Source organism: Streptomyces barringtoniae (assembly GCF_020819595.1).
In the GTDB taxonomy this organism is placed as follows: domain Bacteria; phylum Actinomycetota; class Actinomycetes; order Streptomycetales; family Streptomycetaceae; genus Streptomyces; species Streptomyces barringtoniae.
On the sequence record NZ_JAJHNP010000027.1, the window covers coordinates 107,990 to 126,783 of the forward strand.

14 protein-coding genes and 3 pseudogenes are annotated in these 18,794 nt (G+C 72.1%); 7 read left to right on the plus strand and 10 right to left on the minus strand.

The features are described from left to right. Positions 1–41 precede the first annotated feature (41 nt). The 7 genes from LMU33_RS36105 to LMU33_RS36135 all read right to left on the minus strand — a co-directional run bounded on the left by LMU33_RS36105 (position 42) and on the right by LMU33_RS36135 (position 7,326). Entirely contained in the window at positions 42–953 is a 912-nt protein-coding gene (locus tag LMU33_RS36105; protein WP_228625439.1) for a helix-turn-helix domain-containing protein, read from the minus strand. Between the two features lie 47 nt (positions 954–1,000). Continuing rightward, positions 1,001–2,188 (minus strand): YVTN family beta-propeller repeat protein, encoded by a 1,188-nt coding sequence (locus LMU33_RS36110; protein WP_228625441.1) that lies wholly within the window; start codon positions 2,186–2,188, stop codon positions 1,001–1,003. Continuing rightward, positions 2,188–3,003: a polysaccharide deacetylase family protein gene (locus LMU33_RS36115; protein ID WP_228625443.1), complete on the minus strand. Its 816-nt coding sequence runs from the start codon at positions 3,001–3,003 to the stop codon at positions 2,188–2,190. The genes LMU33_RS36110 and LMU33_RS36115 overlap by 1 nt, the downstream gene beginning before the upstream one ends. A gap of 85 nt (positions 3,004–3,088) precedes the next feature. After that, entirely contained in the window at positions 3,089–3,592 is a 504-nt protein-coding gene (locus tag LMU33_RS36120) for an ATP-binding protein (protein ID WP_228625445.1), read from the minus strand. A 299-nt stretch (positions 3,593–3,891) separates the two neighbouring features. Then, the gene (locus tag LMU33_RS36125; RefSeq protein WP_228625447.1) at positions 3,892–4,659 is read right to left on the minus strand and encodes an enoyl-CoA hydratase/isomerase family protein; all 768 of its coding nucleotides are present in this window, start codon (positions 4,657–4,659) and stop codon (positions 3,892–3,894) included. 115 nt (positions 4,660–4,774) lie between these two features. After that, the gene (locus LMU33_RS36130; protein ID WP_249814717.1) at positions 4,775–6,001 is read right to left on the minus strand and encodes a L,D-transpeptidase; all 1,227 of its coding nucleotides are present in this window, start codon (positions 5,999–6,001) and stop codon (positions 4,775–4,777) included. 155 nt (positions 6,002–6,156) lie between these two features. Next, complete coding sequence (locus LMU33_RS36135) at positions 6,157–7,326, minus strand: L,D-transpeptidase (protein ID WP_228625481.1); 1,170 nt, start codon at positions 7,324–7,326, stop codon at positions 6,157–6,159. A 340-nt stretch (positions 7,327–7,666) separates the two neighbouring features. Here LMU33_RS36135 and glgX point away from each other — a divergent pair, with 340 nt between their 5' ends. The 5 genes and pseudogenes from glgX (at position 7,667) to LMU33_RS36160 (ending at position 13,227) form a co-directional block, all read left to right on the plus strand. Then, positions 7,667–9,919, plus strand: a complete 2,253-nt coding sequence (gene glgX / locus LMU33_RS36140) for a glycogen debranching protein GlgX (protein WP_228625449.1) — start codon at positions 7,667–7,669, stop codon at positions 9,917–9,919. A 102-nt stretch (positions 9,920–10,021) separates the two neighbouring features. After that, positions 10,022–10,528: a SigE family RNA polymerase sigma factor gene (locus LMU33_RS36145; RefSeq protein ID WP_228625451.1), complete on the plus strand. Its 507-nt coding sequence runs from the start codon at positions 10,022–10,024 to the stop codon at positions 10,526–10,528. 10 nt (positions 10,529–10,538) lie between these two features. Further along, a complete protein-coding gene (locus LMU33_RS36150) occupies positions 10,539–11,102 on the plus strand; it encodes a ribosomal eL19 family protein (protein WP_228625453.1) in 564 nt (187 codons plus the stop codon). Between the two features lie 74 nt (positions 11,103–11,176). Beyond that, positions 11,177–11,956: pseudogene (locus LMU33_RS36155) on the plus strand (dolichyl-phosphate beta-glucosyltransferase); the annotation flags it as partial. Between the two features lie 29 nt (positions 11,957–11,985). Then, positions 11,986–13,227 carry a putative hexosyltransferase gene (locus tag LMU33_RS36160; RefSeq protein ID WP_372478124.1) on the plus strand — a complete coding sequence of 414 codons (1,242 nt, stop codon included), beginning with the start codon at positions 11,986–11,988 and terminating at the stop codon, positions 13,225–13,227. Between the two features lie 34 nt (positions 13,228–13,261). Here the strand turns inward: LMU33_RS36160 and LMU33_RS36165 are convergent, their stop codons facing one another. The 3 genes from LMU33_RS36165 to LMU33_RS36175 form a co-directional block, all read right to left on the minus strand. Beyond that, the gene (locus LMU33_RS36165; protein WP_228625455.1) at positions 13,262–13,786 is read right to left on the minus strand and encodes a hypothetical protein; all 525 of its coding nucleotides are present in this window, start codon (positions 13,784–13,786) and stop codon (positions 13,262–13,264) included. A 275-nt stretch (positions 13,787–14,061) separates the two neighbouring features. After that, positions 14,062–15,936: an ABC transporter ATP-binding protein gene (locus tag LMU33_RS36170; protein ID WP_228625457.1), complete on the minus strand. Its 1,875-nt coding sequence runs from the start codon at positions 15,934–15,936 to the stop codon at positions 14,062–14,064. Continuing rightward, positions 15,933–17,726: an ABC transporter ATP-binding protein gene (locus LMU33_RS36175; protein WP_228625459.1), complete on the minus strand. Its 1,794-nt coding sequence runs from the start codon at positions 17,724–17,726 to the stop codon at positions 15,933–15,935. The genes LMU33_RS36170 and LMU33_RS36175 overlap by 4 nt, the downstream gene beginning before the upstream one ends. 195 nt (positions 17,727–17,921) lie before the next feature. Here LMU33_RS36175 and LMU33_RS36180 point away from each other — a divergent pair. Beyond that, positions 17,922–18,407, plus strand: a pseudogene (locus tag LMU33_RS36180) (ATP-binding cassette domain-containing protein); the annotation flags it as partial. Next, a pseudogene (locus LMU33_RS36185) lies at positions 18,311–18,748 on the plus strand (LuxR C-terminal-related transcriptional regulator); the annotation flags it as partial. The pseudogenes LMU33_RS36180 and LMU33_RS36185, both read left to right, overlap by 97 nt. Positions 18,749–18,794: the final 46 nt, after the last annotated feature.

Below are 18,794 nucleotides of genomic sequence, written 5' to 3' on the forward strand. Positions count from 1 at the left end.
TGTGTTTCTCATGCCGTGCTGGCGTACTGACGCTGGTCAGATTAACGGCCCGGCCAGGCCTTCAGTGCCGCGACCACCCAGCCGAACTCCTCCTGGAACCTCGGCGGCTCCTGCTCGCCCTTGATCGCGGCGGCCAACTCCCGGTAGCGGACGACCTCGTTGCCCAGGTCGATACGGCGGAGCACGGCCGCGCGGTCGGTGTCCGCGCCGAGCAGTTCGGTCAGGACGGTGTCCGCCTCGGGCGACTGCGGGGTCACCCCGCGTTCCCGGGCGGCGCCGACGAGCTCGACGAGCCGCTTGAAGAACATCGCCGAGGCGCCGGCCGGGGTGTCCGGGGTGCGGTCGGCCGCGTTGTACTCGACCATGCGGCGCATCGCGGCCCGGAAGTCCGGGTTCCGCAGCAGTTCCGCCAGCTCCACCCAGGCGTCGACCTGCTCCGGTGTGGGGTCGTCCGGCAGGGCCACGCCGAGGGTCCGGGTCCGCTCCCGGATCCAGGGGTCAGCCGTGTCCAGCCCGTGGAAGACCTCCTCCACGAAGTCGTCCACGATCCGCTGCCGCTCTGCGGCCGACAGTCGCGCCAGTTTGTTCATCAGGGTCGTCTCCTCGGCGGTCGAGCCTCGTCGGGCGACCGTCGACAGCACCGCACGGGTCACCTTCAGCGACCGGATCTGTGCGTCCAGGGCGGCGACGTGCGTGGCCGCGACCTCGGCGACCGTCCGCTCCCCCGCCAGCACCCTGCGGACGTCGCCCAGGCCGAGACCCAGCTCGCGCAGGGTGCGGATCAGCTCCAGGCGGGCCACGGCGGCACCGTCGTAGAGCCGGTAGCCGCCCGTGGACCGGGTCACCGGGGTGAGGACGCCCTCGTCCGACCAGTAGCGGATGGTGCGCACGCTCAGCCCGGTGGCCCGGGCCAGCTCGCCGATGGTGAGAAGTCCGGTGCCGTCTTCGGTCATGTCGGCGAGTCTGGGCCTTCCAGCGGGTGGAGACTCAAACAGCGGGTTCAGCGGAAGATGCCGGTGTGTCCGAGCGAGTAGCGGCCCGGCTGCGGGTAGACGGCGAGGCCGTGCGGGCCGCTGCCGACCTTGATGCGGGCCAGTTCCTTGCCGGTCCGTGTGTCGATGGCGTACACCACGGCGTTGTAGCGGCCGGACAGCCACAGCACCGTGCCGTCGGCGGAGACGCCGCCCATGTCGGGGCTGCCGCCGCCGGGCAGGTGCCACTTCACGGTGAGCCGGTTCTTGCCGAAGTCGAACAGGGAGATGGTGCCCTCGCCCCGGTTGGAGATGTACATCACGCGGGAGTCGCGGCTGATGTAGAGGCCGTGGGCGCCCTTGCCGGTGTAGAGGAAGCGGGGCCTGGTGAACTTGTCCCCGTCGAGGATCCACAGACCGTTCGCGGCCATGTCGGCGATGTAGAACAGCTTGCCGTCCGGGGCGATCTTGACGTCCTGCGGCATCGCGCCCTCGTACGGCAGCCGCTCCTGGCGGACGACCTTCATCTTCGCGGTGTCGACCTTGAGGATCTCGCCGCTGAACTCGCAGGAGACGATGAAGTAGCGGCCGTCCGGGGAGAAGTCGGCGTGGTTGACGCCGTAGCAGCTGACCGGCACGGCCTTGACGACCTTCATGGTGTGCGCGTCGCGGAAGACCAGCTGGCGGTCCCTGGAGGCCATGACGACGGCGTACTTGCCGTCGGGCGTGAAGTACAGGTTGTACGGGTCGTGCACGGCCACCGGCTTGCCGGCCTTGCCGGTCTTCGGGTCGATGGGGGTGAGGCTGTCGCCGAGGTCGTTGTTGACCCAGAGGGTCTTCAGGTCCCAGGACGGCACGACGTGCTGGGGCTGGCGGCCGACCGGGATCGTGTCGATGACCTTGTAGGTCGCCGGGTCGATGACGGTGACCGTGTCCGAGTTGGTGTTGGGGACGTACACCCGGGACGGGAAGTCCCTGACGACCGGCGAGAGCTGGTTGGGGCGGTCGGCGGAGTAGAGGTCCTTCGGGTTCTGGACGGGCGGCATCCCGGGCAGCACGTTCACCTGCCGCTTGCCGTTCCCCGGCTGGGCCGGCGCCCTGCTGGCCAAGGCCTCGTTCGCGTGGTGCTGAGAGCCCGAAGTGCACGCGGGCAGCAGCGTCAGGGCGGTGAGGGCGGCACCGACGGCCAGCAGGCGGGCGGCTTTGTTGGTTCGCATCAGCTCAGCAACTCCGTGGTGGTGACCGCGCGCAGTCCGCGGCGTTCGAGTTCGTGGAGGAGGTCGGGCAGGGCGGCGACCGTGTCCGGGTACCCGAAGTGCAGGCTCACCACCGACCCGCCGCGCACGTCGGCGAGAACCTTGCGGGTGACGGCGGCGGAGCCGGGGCGGGTGTAGTCGAGCGAGTCGACGTCGTACGACAGCACGTGCGGGTAGCCGGCGGTACGGGCGAGACGGGCCACCAGCGGGGAGGCGGTCGGCGAGCGGGAGGGGCGGAACCAGGTGCCGATGGAACCGGTGAGCCGCTTCAGCCGGCCCGCGCAGTCGGCGATCTCCTTGCGGGCGTCCGCCTCGGCGAGCGCGTTGACGGCGATGTGGTGCTGGGTGTGGTTGCCGAGGTCGTGGCCGCCGTCGAGGATCCGGCGGGCGATGTCCGGGTGTTCGTCCAGCCAGGTGCCGACGGCGAGCACGGTGAGCCGGGCGCCGTGCTGCTCGGCCGTACCGAGCAGGGAGTGGGCGATGGCGGGGTCGCCCTGGCCGTGGAAGGTGAGAGCGACCTGGGCGCGGGTGCGCGGGCCGTGGGTGATCTGGGCGGGCTGTCCGGGGTAGGCCCGGGGAGCGGGGGCCGCCTTGGCGCCGGCCGCGTGGTGGCCCGAGGAGGTGGCGGCCGGGGACGTGGAAGGAGGCGCGGAGTCCTGGGCGTTGGGCGGGGTGTCCCGGCCTGCGTCGCAACCGGCGGCGAGCGCGCCGCCGGCGACGATTCCGGCGCCCGCGCGCAGCACCCCGCGTCGGTTGGTGGTGGTCACCCGCACCATTTAAGGGGCGATAGGTAAGAAAACCGCCGATTGGCCCGAATGTGGGACGATTTCGGGTCGCCGTAAGGAGGATGCCATCCCCTCGCTACCGGTCGGCCACCCGCATCTCGAACCAGGTCGTCTTGCCGCGCGGCAGGAGGTCCACGCCCCAGCGGTCGGAGAGCTTGTCCACGAGGAACAGCCCGCGGCCGCTGACGTCCATCTCCTGAACCGGCATCAGACAGGGCAGGCCGCGCGAGGGATCGCGGACCTCCACCCGGATCCAGCCGGGGCGGCGGCGCATCCGCAGGCCGAAGACCCGGGCGCCGGTGTGCCGTACGGCGTTGCCGACGAGTTCGGAGACGAGTAAGACGGCGTCCTCGGTGAGCTTGGGGGTGAGGTGCCAGGTGCGCAGGACGACGACCTGGGCGAGCCGGCGTGCGGCGGCCGCGGACTCCGGGCGGGACGGCAGCGGCACCTCTGTCACCGCCGGGTCACCGTACAGTTCGAGCGCCTTGAGCGCCTGTTCGTCCTCCACCGCGGGCGACCAGCGCGCCGCGGCCGCACGGCTGTGTCCCCGCGGCTGTTCGATGCCCTCCAGCCCCGCCATGCCCCCATGATGGCGGCCCGGAGCCGTCTTGGGGGCCGTTCCGGAGGAATACGCCCCCTGCACGCCCCCGCTCTCCGCCGAGCGACCGGCATATGCCGAAGGCATGTCACTGGCGAGTAGGGCCCGGTTGAGCTGCGAAGACGGCTCACTGTCGGGCAATCGTCAGGCTCCCTCGACCGAGCGGGCTTAAGGCTGCCTTAAGGCTCCCATAAACCGCCCCATCGAGGGACCCGGAGGAGACGAGACGTCAATTGCAAGATGCTCCACGGGAGTTACGGGGAAGTTCACACCGCTGACGCTCAGCGGAACTTGGCCTTGCCCGGACCCTCCTCCACGAAGCTGCGCATGCCGGTCTCGCGGTCCTCGGTGGCGAACAGGCCCGCGAACCAGTTCCGTTCGACGGCGAGACCGGTGTCGATGTCGGTCTCCAGGCCGGTGTCGACGGACTCCTTCGCCGCCCGCAGGGCGATGGCCGGGCCCTGGGCGAGCCTCGCGGCCCAGGCGTGCGCCTGCTCGTACACCTCGGCGGCCGGGACGACCCGGTCCACCAGGCCGATCGCGAGGGCCTCGTCGGCCCTGACCTGACGGCCCGTGAAGATGAGGTCCTTGGCCTTGGAGGGGCCGACCAGCCGGGACAGCCGCTGGGTGCCGCCGGCGCCCGGGATCAGGCCGAGCAGGATCTCGGGCTGGCCGAGCTTGGCGTTCTCGGCGGCGATGCGGTAGTCGGCGCACAGGGCCAGTTCGCAGCCGCCGCCGAGGGCGTAGCCGGTGATGGCGGCGACGACGGGCTTGGGGATGCGGGCGACGGCCGTGAAGGAGTCCTGCAGGGCGCGGGAGCGCAGGACCATCGCGGTGTGGTCCATGTTCTGCATCTCCTTGATGTCCGCGCCCGCCGCGAACACCCGCTCGCCGCCGTAGATGACCACGGCGCGCACGTCGTCGCGGCGCGTGGCCTCCTCGGCGAGCTCCTTCAGCCGGTCCTGGGTGGCGACGTCCAGCGCGTTCATCGGCGGGCGGTCCAGGCGCAGGGTTCCGACGCCTTCGGCGACTTCGAGATTCACGGTCATGCCCCGCAGGTTAGCGGGCGTTCACGTGGAAGGGACCACCGGTACGTCGTCGGCTCCGGGCCGGGGTGGGTTGCCCGCACAGTTCCCCGCGCCCCTTACGGGGCGCGGAGCGCCCCTATTTCGTCCAGTCCGCCCACGACATGTTCCAGCCGTTGAACCCGTTCGCCGGGTCCACCGTCCGGTCGTGGGAGTTCTTCACGATCACCACGTCGCCGATGATCGAGTGGTTGAACATCCAGGCTGCCGGGGTGGAGCTGTCGTAGCCGCCGCGCACGTCGCGCAGGCCGACGCAGCCGTGGCTGGCGTTGTAGTTGCCGAAGGCGTCGCCGCCCCAGTAGTTGCCGTGCAGGAAGGTGCCGGAGGTGGTCAGGCGCATGGCGTGCGGGACGTCCTTGATGTCGTACTCGCCGCCGTAGCCGACCGTCTCGCCGTTCATCCGGGTGACGGCGAGCTTCTCGCTGATGACCATCTGGCCGTTCCAGGTGTCGTAGCCGGGCTTGCCGGTGGTGACCGGGAGGGTCTTGATGACCTTGCCGTCCTGGGTGATCTTCATCGTGTGCTTCTTGGCGTCCACGACGGAGACCTGGTTGCGGCCGATGGTGAACTTGATGGTCTTGTGCTGCTTGCCGTAGACGCCGTCGCGGCCCGCGACCCCGTCGAGGTCGAGGTCGACGGTGACCTTGGTGCCTTCCTTCCAGTACTGCTCGGGACGGAAGTCCAGGCGGTCGTTGCCGAACCAGTGGCCCTCGACGTCGACGGCCGGCTCGGTCCTGATCTTGATGGCCTTCTCGACGGCCTGCGGGTGCGTGATGCCCCGGGTGAAGTTGACGGAGAACGGCATCCCGACGCCGACGGTGGAGCCGTCCTCGGGGGTGAAGTAGCCGAGGAAGGTGTTCTTCGGGGTCAGGGTCGTGAAAGTGGAGTCCTCGGCCGCCTCGCGGCCCTCGGAGTCCTTGGCGACCGCGTGCACCGTGTACTTGGTGGAGGCGGCCAGATGGGTCGACGGCGCCCAGGAGGTGCCGCCGCCGGTTATGGTGCCGGCGACCGCGGCGCCCTTGGCGTCCTTGACGGTGACCTCGGTCAGCTTGCCCTTGGCGACGCCCACCTTGAGCGCGCCGCTGGTGTCGACGCCGGTGGCACCGGACTTCGGCGCTATGGTGACGGCGGCGGTGGACTGCTGCTTGCCCTGTTGGGTCTCCTTGCCCTTGCCGTCGCCGGCACCCTTGCCCCCGCCCCCGCCGCACGCCGCGAGGGTGAGCACCAGGGCGCCGGATATGAGCGCCAGCCCCTTACGGCCTCGCCGCCCCACCACCGACGCCCCCGCTATAGGCCGCACGTTCAAGTTGTTCTCCCCTCGCCGGGCCTGGTCAGGCCCGCTCCCCACCACATTGGTGCGCGCATATTAACCGCCTGGTTTTGAGCGGGGTGTCAGGCGAATGTCACCGTTCCGTCGCAACTTCCGCCCGCACCCCCGCCCGACCCCCGGCCCTCACCGGGTTACTTCACCGCGCTGCCCGCTTTCCACTCCTGCCAGGTCATGTTCCACCCGCCGAGGCCGTTGTCCGGGGCGACGGTCCTCTCCCGGCTGCCCACGACCTCGATGACGTCACCGACGAGACTGCGGTCGAAGAACCAGCCGGCCGGGGTGGCCGAGCTGCCGCCCTTGACGTCCCTGAGCCCCACACAGCCATGGCTGACGTTGGCCCGCCCCGGGGCGTTCGGCGACCAGTAGTTGCCGTGCACGAAGGTGCCGGAGTCGGTGAGCTTCATGGCGTGCGGGACGTCCGGGATGTCGTACTCGCCGCCGAAGCCGACCGTGCGGCTGTCCATCCGGGTGACGTCCAGCATGTCCATCACCACCATCTTGCCGTTGTACGTGGGGTTCTGCGGGGCGCCCGCGGTGATCGGCACGGTGGCGAGCAGCCGGCCGTCCCGGCGTACCTGCATGGTGTGCCGGACGGCGTCGACCAGCGAGACCTGACTGCGGCCGACGGTGAAGGAGAAGGTCTTGTCCTGCAACCCGTAGACACCGGGCGCTCCCTGGACGTCCCGCAGGTTCAGGTCGACGGTGACCTCGGTGCCGGGCTTCCAGTACTGCTCGGGACGGAAGTCGAGACGGCTGCGGCCGAACCAGTGCGGGCGGATCTCGACGGGGGGCCGGGCGCTGACCCGCACGGCGCGTTCCACGGCGGCCCGGTCGGTGATCCCCCGGCTGAAGCTCAGGGAGACGATCATGCCGGTGCCGACGACGGCGCGGTTCTCGGGGGTGACGTAGCCGATGAACCGCTCGTCGGGGACGAACGTGGTGAAGGTGGTGTGCCGGGCCGAGCGGCGGCCGTCCGCGTCGAGCGCCACGGCGTCGACGGTGTACGTGGCGGCGAGCGCCAGCCGGTCCTCGTCCGGCCGCCAGGTCCGGCCGTCGGCGCTGATGTGCCCGGGCACCGGGGAGTCCTGCGCGTCCTGCGACTCGACGACGGTGACCTGCTGCAGGCGTCCGTCGGGCACCCGGACCCGCAGCCGCCGGTCGGGGCGGACGGCCTTGCTGTCGGCGTCGGGGGTGACGTGGATGACGTCCTCGGGTGCCGGGGGTCTGCCGGGCACCCCGTCCAGCCCGAGCGGTCCGAAGCCCCCGGAGGAGCACCCTCCCAGCAGTGCCACCCAGGTCATTACGGCGGCCAGTGCGACCCCCGAGCGCCGCGCGCGTCCTTGTACGTGCCTCACGCGCGGCTCAACGACCGGGCCCGCTCCGGGGAAACGTGAGTGCGACGCACGCACTGGGCAGAACAGAGGGAAGGACGACACGCTGGGGAGCCGCCGCGCCCGTACCGAGGGGGGCGCCTTCTTGGATCGGATCGACGAAAGGGACGGAACACGCGATCCGGAGGGCGCCCCCGACCGTGGGGGCGCAGCCGTACCGGGCGGCCGAGGGTGCTGCGGGGCAGCCTCGGCCCTTCGGCGCGGCCGGTTGCGCCGCCCCGGGGCGAGCCACTGAAAGAGGGGCCGACAGGTGACGAGCGCAGCCGAGCAGCGGGCACCGGCCGGGGAGCCGGCCGCCGGGACCGGGCAGCAGCCGGCCGTGGTGAACGGCGCCCGGCGCGCCAGGGTGCCGGCCCCCGTGGTGTGGCCTGGCGCCCCGACACCGCTGGGGGCCCGGTTCCGGGTCGGCCCCGACGGGGTCGCGGGCACCAACTTCGCGCTGTGGGCGGGCGGGGCGGAGGCGGTCCGGGTGTGCCTGTTCGACGAGGCGGGCCGGGAGACCCAGATCCGGCTGACCGAGCTGACGCACGAGATCTGGCACGGTTTCGTGCCGGGCGTGATGCCGGGGCAGCGCTACGGCTACCGGGTGGACGGCCGCTGGGACCCGTGGACCGGCGCCCGCTGGAACCCGGCCAAGCTGCTGCTGGACCCGTACGCGCGGGCGGTGGACGGAGAGTTCGGCTTGCCGCCGGAGGTGTACGGGCATGTCCGGGACTGGCCCGAGCAGCGGGTCGCCGACACCGTGCGCGACGACCGGGACTCGGCGCCGTACGTCCCGAAGGGCGTCGTCGTCGACGATGACGACGACTGGGAGGACGACCGCCGGCCGAAGACCCCGTGGGCCGACTCCGTCATCTACGAGCTGCACGTACGCGGCTTCACCAAGCTGCACCCGGGCGTCCCCCAGGAGCTGCGCGGCACCTACGCGGGCCTCGCGCACCCGGCGGCGATCGAGCACCTGGTGAAGCTGGGCGTCACGGCCGTCGAGCTGCTCCCCGTCCACCAGTTCGCGCACGAGGACCACCTGCTGCGCCGGGGCCTTGGCAACTACTGGGGCTACAACTCCATCGGCTACTTCGCCCCGCACGCCGCCTACGCCGCGTCCGGTACGACGGGACAGCAGGTCGGCGAGTTCAAGCGGATGGTGCGCGCGCTGCACGCGGCCGGCATCGAGGTCATCCTCGACGTGGTCTACAACCACACCGCGGAGGCGGGCGAGCTGGGCCCCACCCTGTCCCTGAAGGGCATCGACAACCGCGGCTACTACCGCCTCCAGGACGACGCCCGCCGGTACGCCGACTACACCGGCTGCGGCAACACCCTGCACGTCGTCCAGCCCCAGGTGCTGCGCCTGATCACCGACTCGCTGCGCTACTGGGTGACGGAGATGGGCGTGGACGGCTTCCGCTTCGACCTCGCGGCGGCGCTGGCCCGCTCGATGCACGACGTCGACATGCTGTCCCCGTTCCTGGCGGTCATCGCCCAGGACCCCGTACTGCACCGGGTGAAGCTCATCGCCGAGCCGTGGGACATCGGCTCCGGCGGCTATCAGGTGGGCGCCTTCCCTCCGCTGTGGACCGAGTGGAACGACCGCTACCGGGGCGCCGTCCGAGACTTCTGGCGGCACGCCCTGCCCGATGTGCGCGAGATGGGCTACCGCCTGTCCGGCTCCAGCGACCTGTACGCCTGGGGCGGCCGGCGCCCGTACGCCTCGGTCAACTTCGTCACCGCGCACGACGGGTTCACCCTGCGCGACCTGGTGTCGTACGAGCACAAGCACAACGAGGCCAACGGCGAGGACAACCGCGACGGCAGCGACGACAACCGCTCCTGGAACTGCGGGGTGGAGGGCGAGACGCGGGACGAGCGGGTACGCGCCCTGCGCCGCCGTCAGCTGCGCAACCTGCTCACGACCCTCCTGCTGTCCACCGGCGTGCCCATGCTGGTGGCCGGCGACGAACTGGGCCGCACCCAGCGCGGCAACAACAACGCATACTGCCAGGACAACGAGATCAGCTGGCTGGACTGGTCCCTGCTGGACGACCCCGCCTGGCGGCCCCTGTTCGAGCTGACCTGCCGGCTGATCGCACTGCGCCACCGGCATCCGGTGCTGCGCCGCCGAGCCTTCTTCTCCGGCCGCGCCCACTCGGCGGACGGGCTGCGGGACCTGGCCTGGTTCACCGCGCGGGGCACGGAGATGACCGAGGGCGACTGGTACGCCCCCGCGGCCACGCTCGGCATGTACCTCTCCGGCCGGGACATCCCGGGTCGGGACGAGCGGGGCGCACCGGTCGCGGACGACAGCTTCCTCGCGGTCCTGCACGCGGGCGAGGGCCCGGCGGTCTTCGTGCTGCCGGGTCAGCCGTGGGCGGACCGGTACGAGGTGGTCGTGGACACCTCCCGGGAGGACCAGGCCGAGCCGCCGGGCACGGTCCACCCGGCGGGCGCGGAGATCACGGTGCCGGGGCGTTCCGTACTCCTCCTGCGGGTCGCCCCTGAGTGACGACCGTGCGTGACGCGGATCACGCCCGGCCGGTGCAGCGTTCCCGGGCCCCCAGGGCCTTACTCCTGGTGAAGACAGCCGGCGAGAACGGGGACCGTGAGGATGGAGCAGGCTCGGGCCGGTGAGTACGACGCGTTCGTGGCGGCCCGCTGGTCGGTGTTGTTCCATCTGGCCCGTCTGCTCACCGGAGGGGACCGTCACCGGGCCGAGGACCTGTTGCAGGAGTCCTTGGTCAAGCTGTGGTTCGTCTGGCCGAAGGTCGCCGACGAGGCGCCGGAGGCGTATGTGCGCAGGGTGCTGGCGCGGGCCGCGGCCCGTTCGGCCCGCCGGCGCTGGTGGGGCGAGCGGCCCGTGGAGGTGCTGCCCGAGGTGGCGGCGGCCGGCGACGTGTCGGCGACCGTGGCCGAGCGCTCCCGGCTGGAGGCGGCGCTCGCCCAGCTGAGCCCGCAGCAGCGGGCCGCGGTCGTGCTGCGCTACTACCAGGACCTGCCCGACCGGCAGGTGGCGGAGATCCTGGGCTGTCCGGTGGGCACCGCCCGGTCGCATGCCGCGCGCGGGGTGGCCCGGCTGCGCCGACTGCTGTCCGACGTCATCGAGCCGGTGGGGTGAGGGGGGACCCGTGAAGCACTTGGACGACACCGAGCACATGGACCACTTCGAGCGGCAGCTGACGCGGCTCATGCACAGCACACGGGAACCGGTGCGCTACGAGCCCCGGCACCAGGATGCGCTGCACGCGGGCGTGCGGGCTCGGCGCCGGGTGCGCGCGGCGCGCCGGGCGGCCGGTTCCGTGCTGGCGGTCGCCGGACTCGGGCTCGGTCTGCTGCTGTGGCCGCACGGCCACACCGACGACCGGCCCAGCGCCCCGCACCCCCGGCCCGCGACCAGCCCGACGCCCGTCGGGAGCACCTCGCCGGGCCCGTCGCAGTCGCCGAGCACCACGGGCGCGCCGAGCGGGCCGCCGTCCTCGTCCGCGACGGCCCCCGCCACCCCGGACTCGACCGCGTCGACCGCCAACCCGCCCGGTGCGAGCGGGAGTTCGGCCACGGCCACCACCACACAGCAGCCGCCGCCCGGCACGGCCACCTCGCCGAGCACCACCGCTCCGCCGGCCTCCGCGACGGTGGGCGCACCGGCCGAGCCGTCGGACACCCCCTCATCGGCGATGAGCCCGACCCGCTGACCTACCCGCATCCACCACTGCGTCCGCGTCCCTCCGGCATGCCCGACCAACAGGAACAAACGGGGAACAACGTGATGAAACTACGACCGGGCCGAGCCTCGGCCCAGGCACCGGCGCCCCGGCGCGCACCCCTGTCGCCGCAGGCGGGCGAACCCGTCCTGGACCTGGCCGTACCGGTGTTCAACGAGGAGAAGGACCTCGAGCCGAACGTCCGGCGGCTGCACACGCATCTGCGGCACACCTTCCCCTATCCGTTCCGGATCACCATCGCCGACAACGCGAGCACCGACGGCACCCCGCACATCGCCGCCCGGCTCGCCGGCGAACTGCCCGGGGTGGTCTCGCTGCGGCTGAAGGAGAAAGGCCGCGGACGGGCGCTCAGGGCGGCCTGGACGGGGTCCGGGGCACCCGTGCTGGCGTACCTGGACGTGGACCTGTCCACGGAACTCGCCGCGCTGCTGCCGCTGGTCGCGCCGCTGATATCCGGCCATTCCGACCTGGCCATCGGCACCCGGCTCGCACCCGGCGCACGGGTGGTGCGCGGCGCCAAGCGCGAGGTCATCTCCCGCTGTTACAACGTCCTGCTGCGCTGCACGCTCGCGGTCGGCTTCTCCGACGCGCAGTGCGGCTTCAAGGCGGTGCGCCGCGAGGTCGCCGAGCGGCTGCTGCCGCAGGTGCGGGACGGGGAGTGGTTCTTCGACACCGAGCTGCTGGTGCTGGCCGAGCGGGCGGGCCTGAGGATCCACGAGGTCCCGGTGGACTGGGTCGACGACCCCGACAGCAGTGTCGACATCGTCGCCACCGCGCTGGCCGACCTGCGCGGGATCGCCCGGATGCTGCGGACCCCGGCCCGCCGCCGTGGCCGTACCGGACCGGCCGCCTCGTGACCGTGGCCCTGCCCCGCACGCCGGCCCCCGCCGCGCAGGCCGCCTCCGGTGCCCGGCTGCGGGCCGCCGCCCGCCGGCACGGTCCCGTGCTCGCGCTGTTCGGCGCGCTGAAGCTGACGGGCTTCCTCTCCTTCATGTACCTGCTGTCCTCGGCCGGGGACTACCGCACCAAGGACCCCCGGTTCGGCGGCGGAGCGCACGCCTGGGACGTGCTGGGCACCTGGGACGGCTGGTGGTACCAGCAGATCGCCCTGCACGGCTACGACCCGAGGCTCGTCCACGTCCCGGGTGCCACCGGACTGATCACGCTGGAGGGCAACTCGGCGGCGTTCTTCCCGCTGTACCCGGCCCTGATGCGGATGGTCACGGCCGTCACCGGCCTCGGTCCGTACGGCGCCGGCCTGCTGGTGTCGGTCCTCGCCTCCTTCGCCGCCGCGCTCGGCGTCCACGCGATCGCGGAGCGGTTCGGCGGGCGGCGGGCCGGGCTCGCCGCGGCCGGGCTGTGGGCGGTGTGGCCGGGCTCGGGCGTGGAGTGGGCGGTCTACTCCGACTCCCTCTACGTGGCCCTGGCCGCCTGGACCTGCCACACCGTCATCACCCGCCGCTGGCTGACCGCCGGCGTCCTCGCCTTCGCGGCCGGCCTCAACCGGCCCACGGCCGTCGCGCTGATCGCCGGGGTCGGCATCGCCGCGCTGCTCTCGCTGCGCCGCCGCGAGGACGACGGCCCGCGTCCACTGTGCGCGGCGGCCCTGGCCCCGCTCGGGCTGATCGGCTACCTGCTCTGGGTCGGCGACCGCATGGGTGACCTGAGCGGCTACTTCAGGCTTCAGTCGGGTGCCTGGGCGCACGAGTTCGACTACGGCAGGCAGACCCTGGACGTGCTGACGTCCGTACCGGTGGGCAACTTCGGCGGCTACCTGTTCGCCTACCCCTTCGCGGACGTCATCGGCGTCGGCGTGGTCCTGCTCGCGTTCGCCCTGCTGCCCCTGCTCCTGAGGCTGCGGCCGCCGGCGGTGCTGGTCGTGCACACCGTCCTCACCCTCGCCCTGGTCCTCGGCAGCCAGCAGATCTTCGCGAACGTCTCCCGCTATCTGCTGCCCTGCTTCCCGCTGTTCCTGCCGCTCGCGGTCGCGATGCGCCGGCTGAGCCTGCCGGTGCAGTGCACCCTGCTCGGCATCGCGGCGCTCGCCTCCGGGTCGTACGCGGGGTACGCCCTGTTCGAGCTGGGGGTGCCGTGATCCGGCACCCCCAGCCCGGGCCGGAGGCGAACGCTCAGCCCAGGCCGAGGCTGGACAGGGCGGTCGTCCAGTCGGTCATGATCGCGTTCTGTGCGTCGTCGAGGCTGACGTCACCGGCGCAGACGGCCCTCTTCAGCTTGTTCTCGACGGTGTCCTTGTTCGCGGACGTCTCGGTGCCGTAGTGCGGCTCGGGCCAGAGGTTCTCCGCGCTCCTCGGTGCGCCGCCGAGTTCGAGCGGGAGGAAGTGGTCCTCCTCGTAGTCCGAGGGGTTGGTGTCGGAGTAGCCGTACTCGACGATCTGCTGTTTCTTCAGCGCGGTGGTGTAGGAGCTGGGCGGCCGTACGGTCGCGGTCCAGCCGGAGACGCAGATGGTCGAGTCGATGGTGTCCTGGGTGACGTCGGGGTTGAGGGCCCCGGGCGTGCAGGCCGGGTCGGGCAGGGGGAGGTAGTCCTGGCTGCAACTGGCGGCGTGGGCCGTGCCGGTGGTGACGGTGAGGCCCGCGGCGGCGAGGGCGAGGGAGGAGAGGGCGGTCACCAGGGGGCGCGATATTCGGGACATGTGGGGGTCTCCCGGTGCGGTGCCCGGCAGAGATTCCGGGCGGTCGTGAGCATGACAGCACCGGGATCATCTATGCGAGTAGACCCCTTTGCCCGACCGAGGGCTTCCTTGGTTGAACGTTTATCCACGCGAGAACAGTGCGCGGCAAGGCCTTGACGCGGGCTTGACATCGCGTCCGGCCGAGAGGCCCGGACGTGCGCCGACGGCGGCGTGATCGCTCGTCAACTACCCACCATAGCCCGAGTGAACACGCGCTGAACGACACAATGACACACCTACGCCAGGCTGTCCCGCCACGCCCTGTGCAGATCCGCGAACCGGCCCGTGCCGCCGATCAGTTCCTCCGGGCGGCCGTCCTCGACGATCCGGCCGTGCTCCATCACCAGCACCCGGTCCGCGATCTCCACGGTCGACAGCCGGTGCGCGATCACCACCGCCGTACGTCCCCGCAGCACCGTAGACATCGCCCGCTGCACGGCCCGCTCGCCCGGGATGTCCAGCGAGCTGGTCGCCTCGTCCAGGATCAGCACCGCCGGGTCGGCGAGCAACGCGCGGGCGAAGGCGACCAGTTGGCGCTGCCCGGCCGAGATGCGCCCGCCGCGCTTGCGGACGTCGGTGTCGTAGCCGTCGGGCAGGGCGCTGATGAACTCGTGCGCGCCGATCGCCTTCGCCGCCCGCTCGATGTCCTCACGGGTGGCGTCCGGCCGGCCGATGGCGATGTTGTCCGCGACCGTGCCGGAGAACAGGAACGCCTCCTGGGTCACCATGACGACACCGCGCCGCAGTTCCGGCACGGGCAGCTCGCGCAGATCCACGCCGTCCAGCAGCACGCGGCCCTCGGAGGGGTCGTAGAAGCGGGCGAGGAGCTTGGCGAGGGTGGACTTGCCGGCGCCCGTGGCACCCACCACGGCGACCGTCTGCCCGGCCGGCAGGGTCAGGTCGAAGCGGGGCAGCACCTCACCGCCGGTGCGGTAGCCGAACCGGACCCCGTCGAAGACGACCTCGCGGCCCGGGAAGTCACCCTTCAGCGGCGGGAGTTCGCCGGGGACCGCCGGCTCCGGCACGGACGGGGTCTGGGCCAGCAGCCCGGCGACCTTCTCCAGGGAGGCGGCGGCCGACTGGTAGGAGTTGAGGAACATCCCCAGCCGGTCGATCGGGTCGTACAGCCGGCGCAGATACAGCACCGCCGCCGCCAGCACACCCAGCGCCAGCGAGCCGGACGCCACCCGGTAGGCGCCCCACAGCACGATCCCCGCGACCGCCGTGTTGGCCACCAGCCGGGAGCCGACCACATAGCGGGCCATCTCCAGCAGCGCGTCCCCGTTCGTCCGCTCGTGCCGCCGGTTGAGCACGGCGAACTCGGCGTCGTTGGCCGCCTCCCGGCGGAAGGCGCGCACCGGGCGGACGCCGTTCATCGTCTCCACGAACTTCACGATCACCGCCGCGATCGCCGTCGACCGCGCCCGGTACACCCGTCCCGCCCGCCGCTGGTAGACCCGGACCAGCAGGTACAGCGGCACGAACGAGGCCACCGCGACCGCGCCCAGCGAGAGGTCCAGCCACAGCAGCATCGCCGAGATGTAGACGAAGGACAGCACGACGGTCACCAGCTCCTGGAGGCCGTCGTTGAGGAGTTCGCGCAGCGACTCCACGTCGGTGGTGGAGCGGGAGATCAGCCGTCCGGAGGTGTACCGCTCGTGGAAGTCGACGCTCAGCGCCTGCGCGTGCCGGAAGATCCGGCCCCGCAGATCCAGCAGCACGTCCTGGCTGACCCGGGCGGAGGCCTCGATGAACGCGAACTGCAGCACGCCGGAGGCGAGGGCGCACAGCAGATAGCCGACGCCGACCGCGATCAGCGGGCCGTGCCGGTGCTCCCGGAACGCCGGTACGGCGCTGTCGATGGCGTACGCCACCAGCAGCGGGCCCACCTGCACCGCCGCCTGCTGGAGCAGCAGCAGGAGCGTGGTCACCACGGCCCGGGCCCTCAGGGGCGCGAGCAGGGAGCGCAGCAGGGCGGCCGTGGCGCCGGGCGGGGCGGGCAGTACGTCCCGGTCGAAGACGTCACCCGGGTCGCTGCCGGTGCCCTGACCCTGCGGGCCGGGGAGTTCGTCGTCCTCGGCGGTGGGGGTGGAGGCGGTCGTGGTGGTCAACGGGAGTCCTCCGTGTCCTCGAAGTCTCCGGACATCAGATGCGCGTACTCGGCGTTGGTGCGCAGCAGTTCCTGATGGGTGCCGACGGCGGCGATCCGGCCGCCCGAGAGCAGGGCCACCCGGTCGGCGAGCAGCACCGTCGACGGGCGGTGCGCCACGATCAGCGCGGTGGTGTCGGCGAGGACCTGCCGCAGCGCGGCCTCCACGGCGGCCTCCGTGTGCACGTCCAGGGCGGACAGCGGGTCGTCCAGCACCAGGAACTCCGGTCTGCCGACCACCGCGCGGGCCAGCGCGAGGCGCTGCCGCTGGCCGCCGGAAAGGCTGAGGCCCTGCTCGCCGACGCGGGTGTCGGTGCCCTGGGGGAGAGCGTGCGCGAAGTCGGCCTGCGCGACCGCGAGCGCCCGGTCGAGGTCCGGTCGTCCGGCGCCCTCGGGGGCGCCCATCAGGACGTTCTCGCCGACGCTCGTGGAGAACAGCGTGGGTTCCTCGAAGGCGACGGCCACCTTGGCGCGCAGCTCCTCGCGGGGCATCGCCGTGATGTCGACGCCGTTGAGGGTGATCCGGCCCGAGGTGACCTCGTGCAGACGGGGGACCAGGGCGGTGAGGGTGGTCTTGCCGCTGCCGGTCGCGCCGACGAGGGCCATGGATTCGCCGGGGCGGACGTGGAGGTCGATGCGGGTGAGCAGGGGCGGGGAGCCGGGGGGTGCGTCGGGGTAGCGGAACAGGACGTTCTCGAAGCGGAGTCCGGCGTCGGCCGCCCGCGCCTGCCCGCCCTCGCGGGGTGCCACCGCGTCGTCCTCCCTCACCTCGTCCATCACCTCGAAGTACCGCTCCGTCGCCGTGGCCGCCTCCTGGCTCATCGCCAGCAGGAACCCGATCGAGTCCACGGGCCACCGCAGCGCGAGCGCCGTACTCAGAAAGGCGACCAGCGTGCCGGCCGACAGCCCCCCGTCGGCCACCCGGACCGCGCCCAGCACCAGCGCCGCCCCGATCGCCAGCTCCGGCAGGGTCACGATGACGCCCCAGATCATCGCCAGCAGCCGAGCCTTGCGCAGCTCAGTGCCGCGCAGGGTGACCGACAGCTCGCGGAACGCCCGTGCCTGGCTGCGGTGCCGGCCGAAGCCCTTGATGATGCGGATGCCGAGCACGCTCTCCTCGACCACCGTCGTCAGGTCGCCGACCTGGTCCTGCGCGCGCCGCGCCACCTCGGCGTACCGCCGCTCGAAGACCGCGCAGGTCCACATCACGGGGATCGCCGGGCCGAGGATGACCAGCCCCAGCACCCAGTCCTGCATCAGCATGATCACCACGCCGACAAGGATCGTGACCCCGTTGACCAGCAGGAACGTCAGCGGGAAGGCGAGGAACATGCGCAGCAGCATCAGGTCGGTCGTGCCCCGGGACAGCAACTGGCCGGAGGCCCAGCGGTCGTGGAAGGCGACGGGCAGCCGCTGCAGATGGCCGTACAGGCCCGCCCGCATCTCCGCCTCGACGTGCGACAGCGGGCGGGCCACCAGCCAGCGCCGTATGCCGAACAGGACCGCCTCGGCGATCCCGAGCAGCAGCAGGTACAGCGCGCCGAGCCACACTCCCGCCGGGTCCCGGTCGGCGACCGGTCCGTCCACGATCCACTTCAGGACGAGCGGGATCACCAGCCCGGTGCAGGAGGCGACGATCGCGACGAACGCGGCCGTGAACAGCCGCGCCCGCACGGGGCGGACGTACGGCCACAGTCGCAGCAGGGTACGAACGGCGGAACGGTCCTCGGTGGTTGCACGTGTCGTGGGCATCACCGCGAGCGTACGGACCGGCACTGACATCGCCCACTGAGTTTCGGCCGGACCCGGGTCCGCCCTTGGTCCTACGACCTGCCTGTTCGAGCATCCGCACACGGAGGTCGTAGCCCGGCATCAACCGATCGGACGATGCCGCTTCGAGCGGGGCGGCCGATGTCCGGACCCCCGCCCGCCCGGGATTCTCGAGGCATGCCATCCGTCATCGAAGTCACCGATCTGCGCAAGTCCTACGGCGGCCGGGCCGTCGTCGACGGGGTCTCCTTCGCCGTCGAGGAGGGCGAGATCTTCGGGATCCTCGGCCCGAACGGCGCCGGCAAGACCACCACCGTGGAGTGCGTCGAGGGGCTGCGGGTCCCCGACGCGGGCCGGATCCGGGTCGCCGGCCTGGACCCCGTCGCCGACCACGACGAGGTCGCCAGGATCCTCGGCGCCCAGCTCCAGCAGAGCGAACTCCAGCCCAAGCTCACCATGCGCGAGGCGCTGGAGCTGTACGCCGCCTTCTACCCCGGCCCGGCCGACTGGCGGCCGCTCGCCGAACGCCTCGGGCTCACGGCGAAGCTCGGCACCCGGTTCGGCAAGCTGTCCGGCGGGCAGCAGCAGCGGCTGTTCATCGCGCTGCCGCGTCGGCCCTCGCCCTCGACACGGACTCCGACACTCTGCCCGCGATCGAGGCGGGCGCGACCGGCTACCTCCTGAAAGACGCCCCGCGCGACGAGCTGTTCACCGCCGTGCGCGCCGCCGCCGAGGGCCGTACGGTCCTCTCCCCGGCCGTCGCCTCCCGCCTGGTCCACGCCGTCCGCGCGCCCCTCGCCCCGGCGGGCGAGCCGCTCTCGGCCCGCGAGCGCGAGGTTCTGGTGCTGGTGGCCAAGGGCGCGTCGAACCGCGAGATCGCCCGCGAACTGTTCATCAGCGAGGCCACGGTGAAGACCCACCTCACCCATCTGTACGCCAAGCTCGGCGTCAACGACCGGGCGGCGGCGGTGGCGGCGGGGTACGACCGGGGGATCCTCGGGTAGGACCACCCCCGGCTTAATTGGCTGGAGCAGCCGCCCCTGCCCTCGA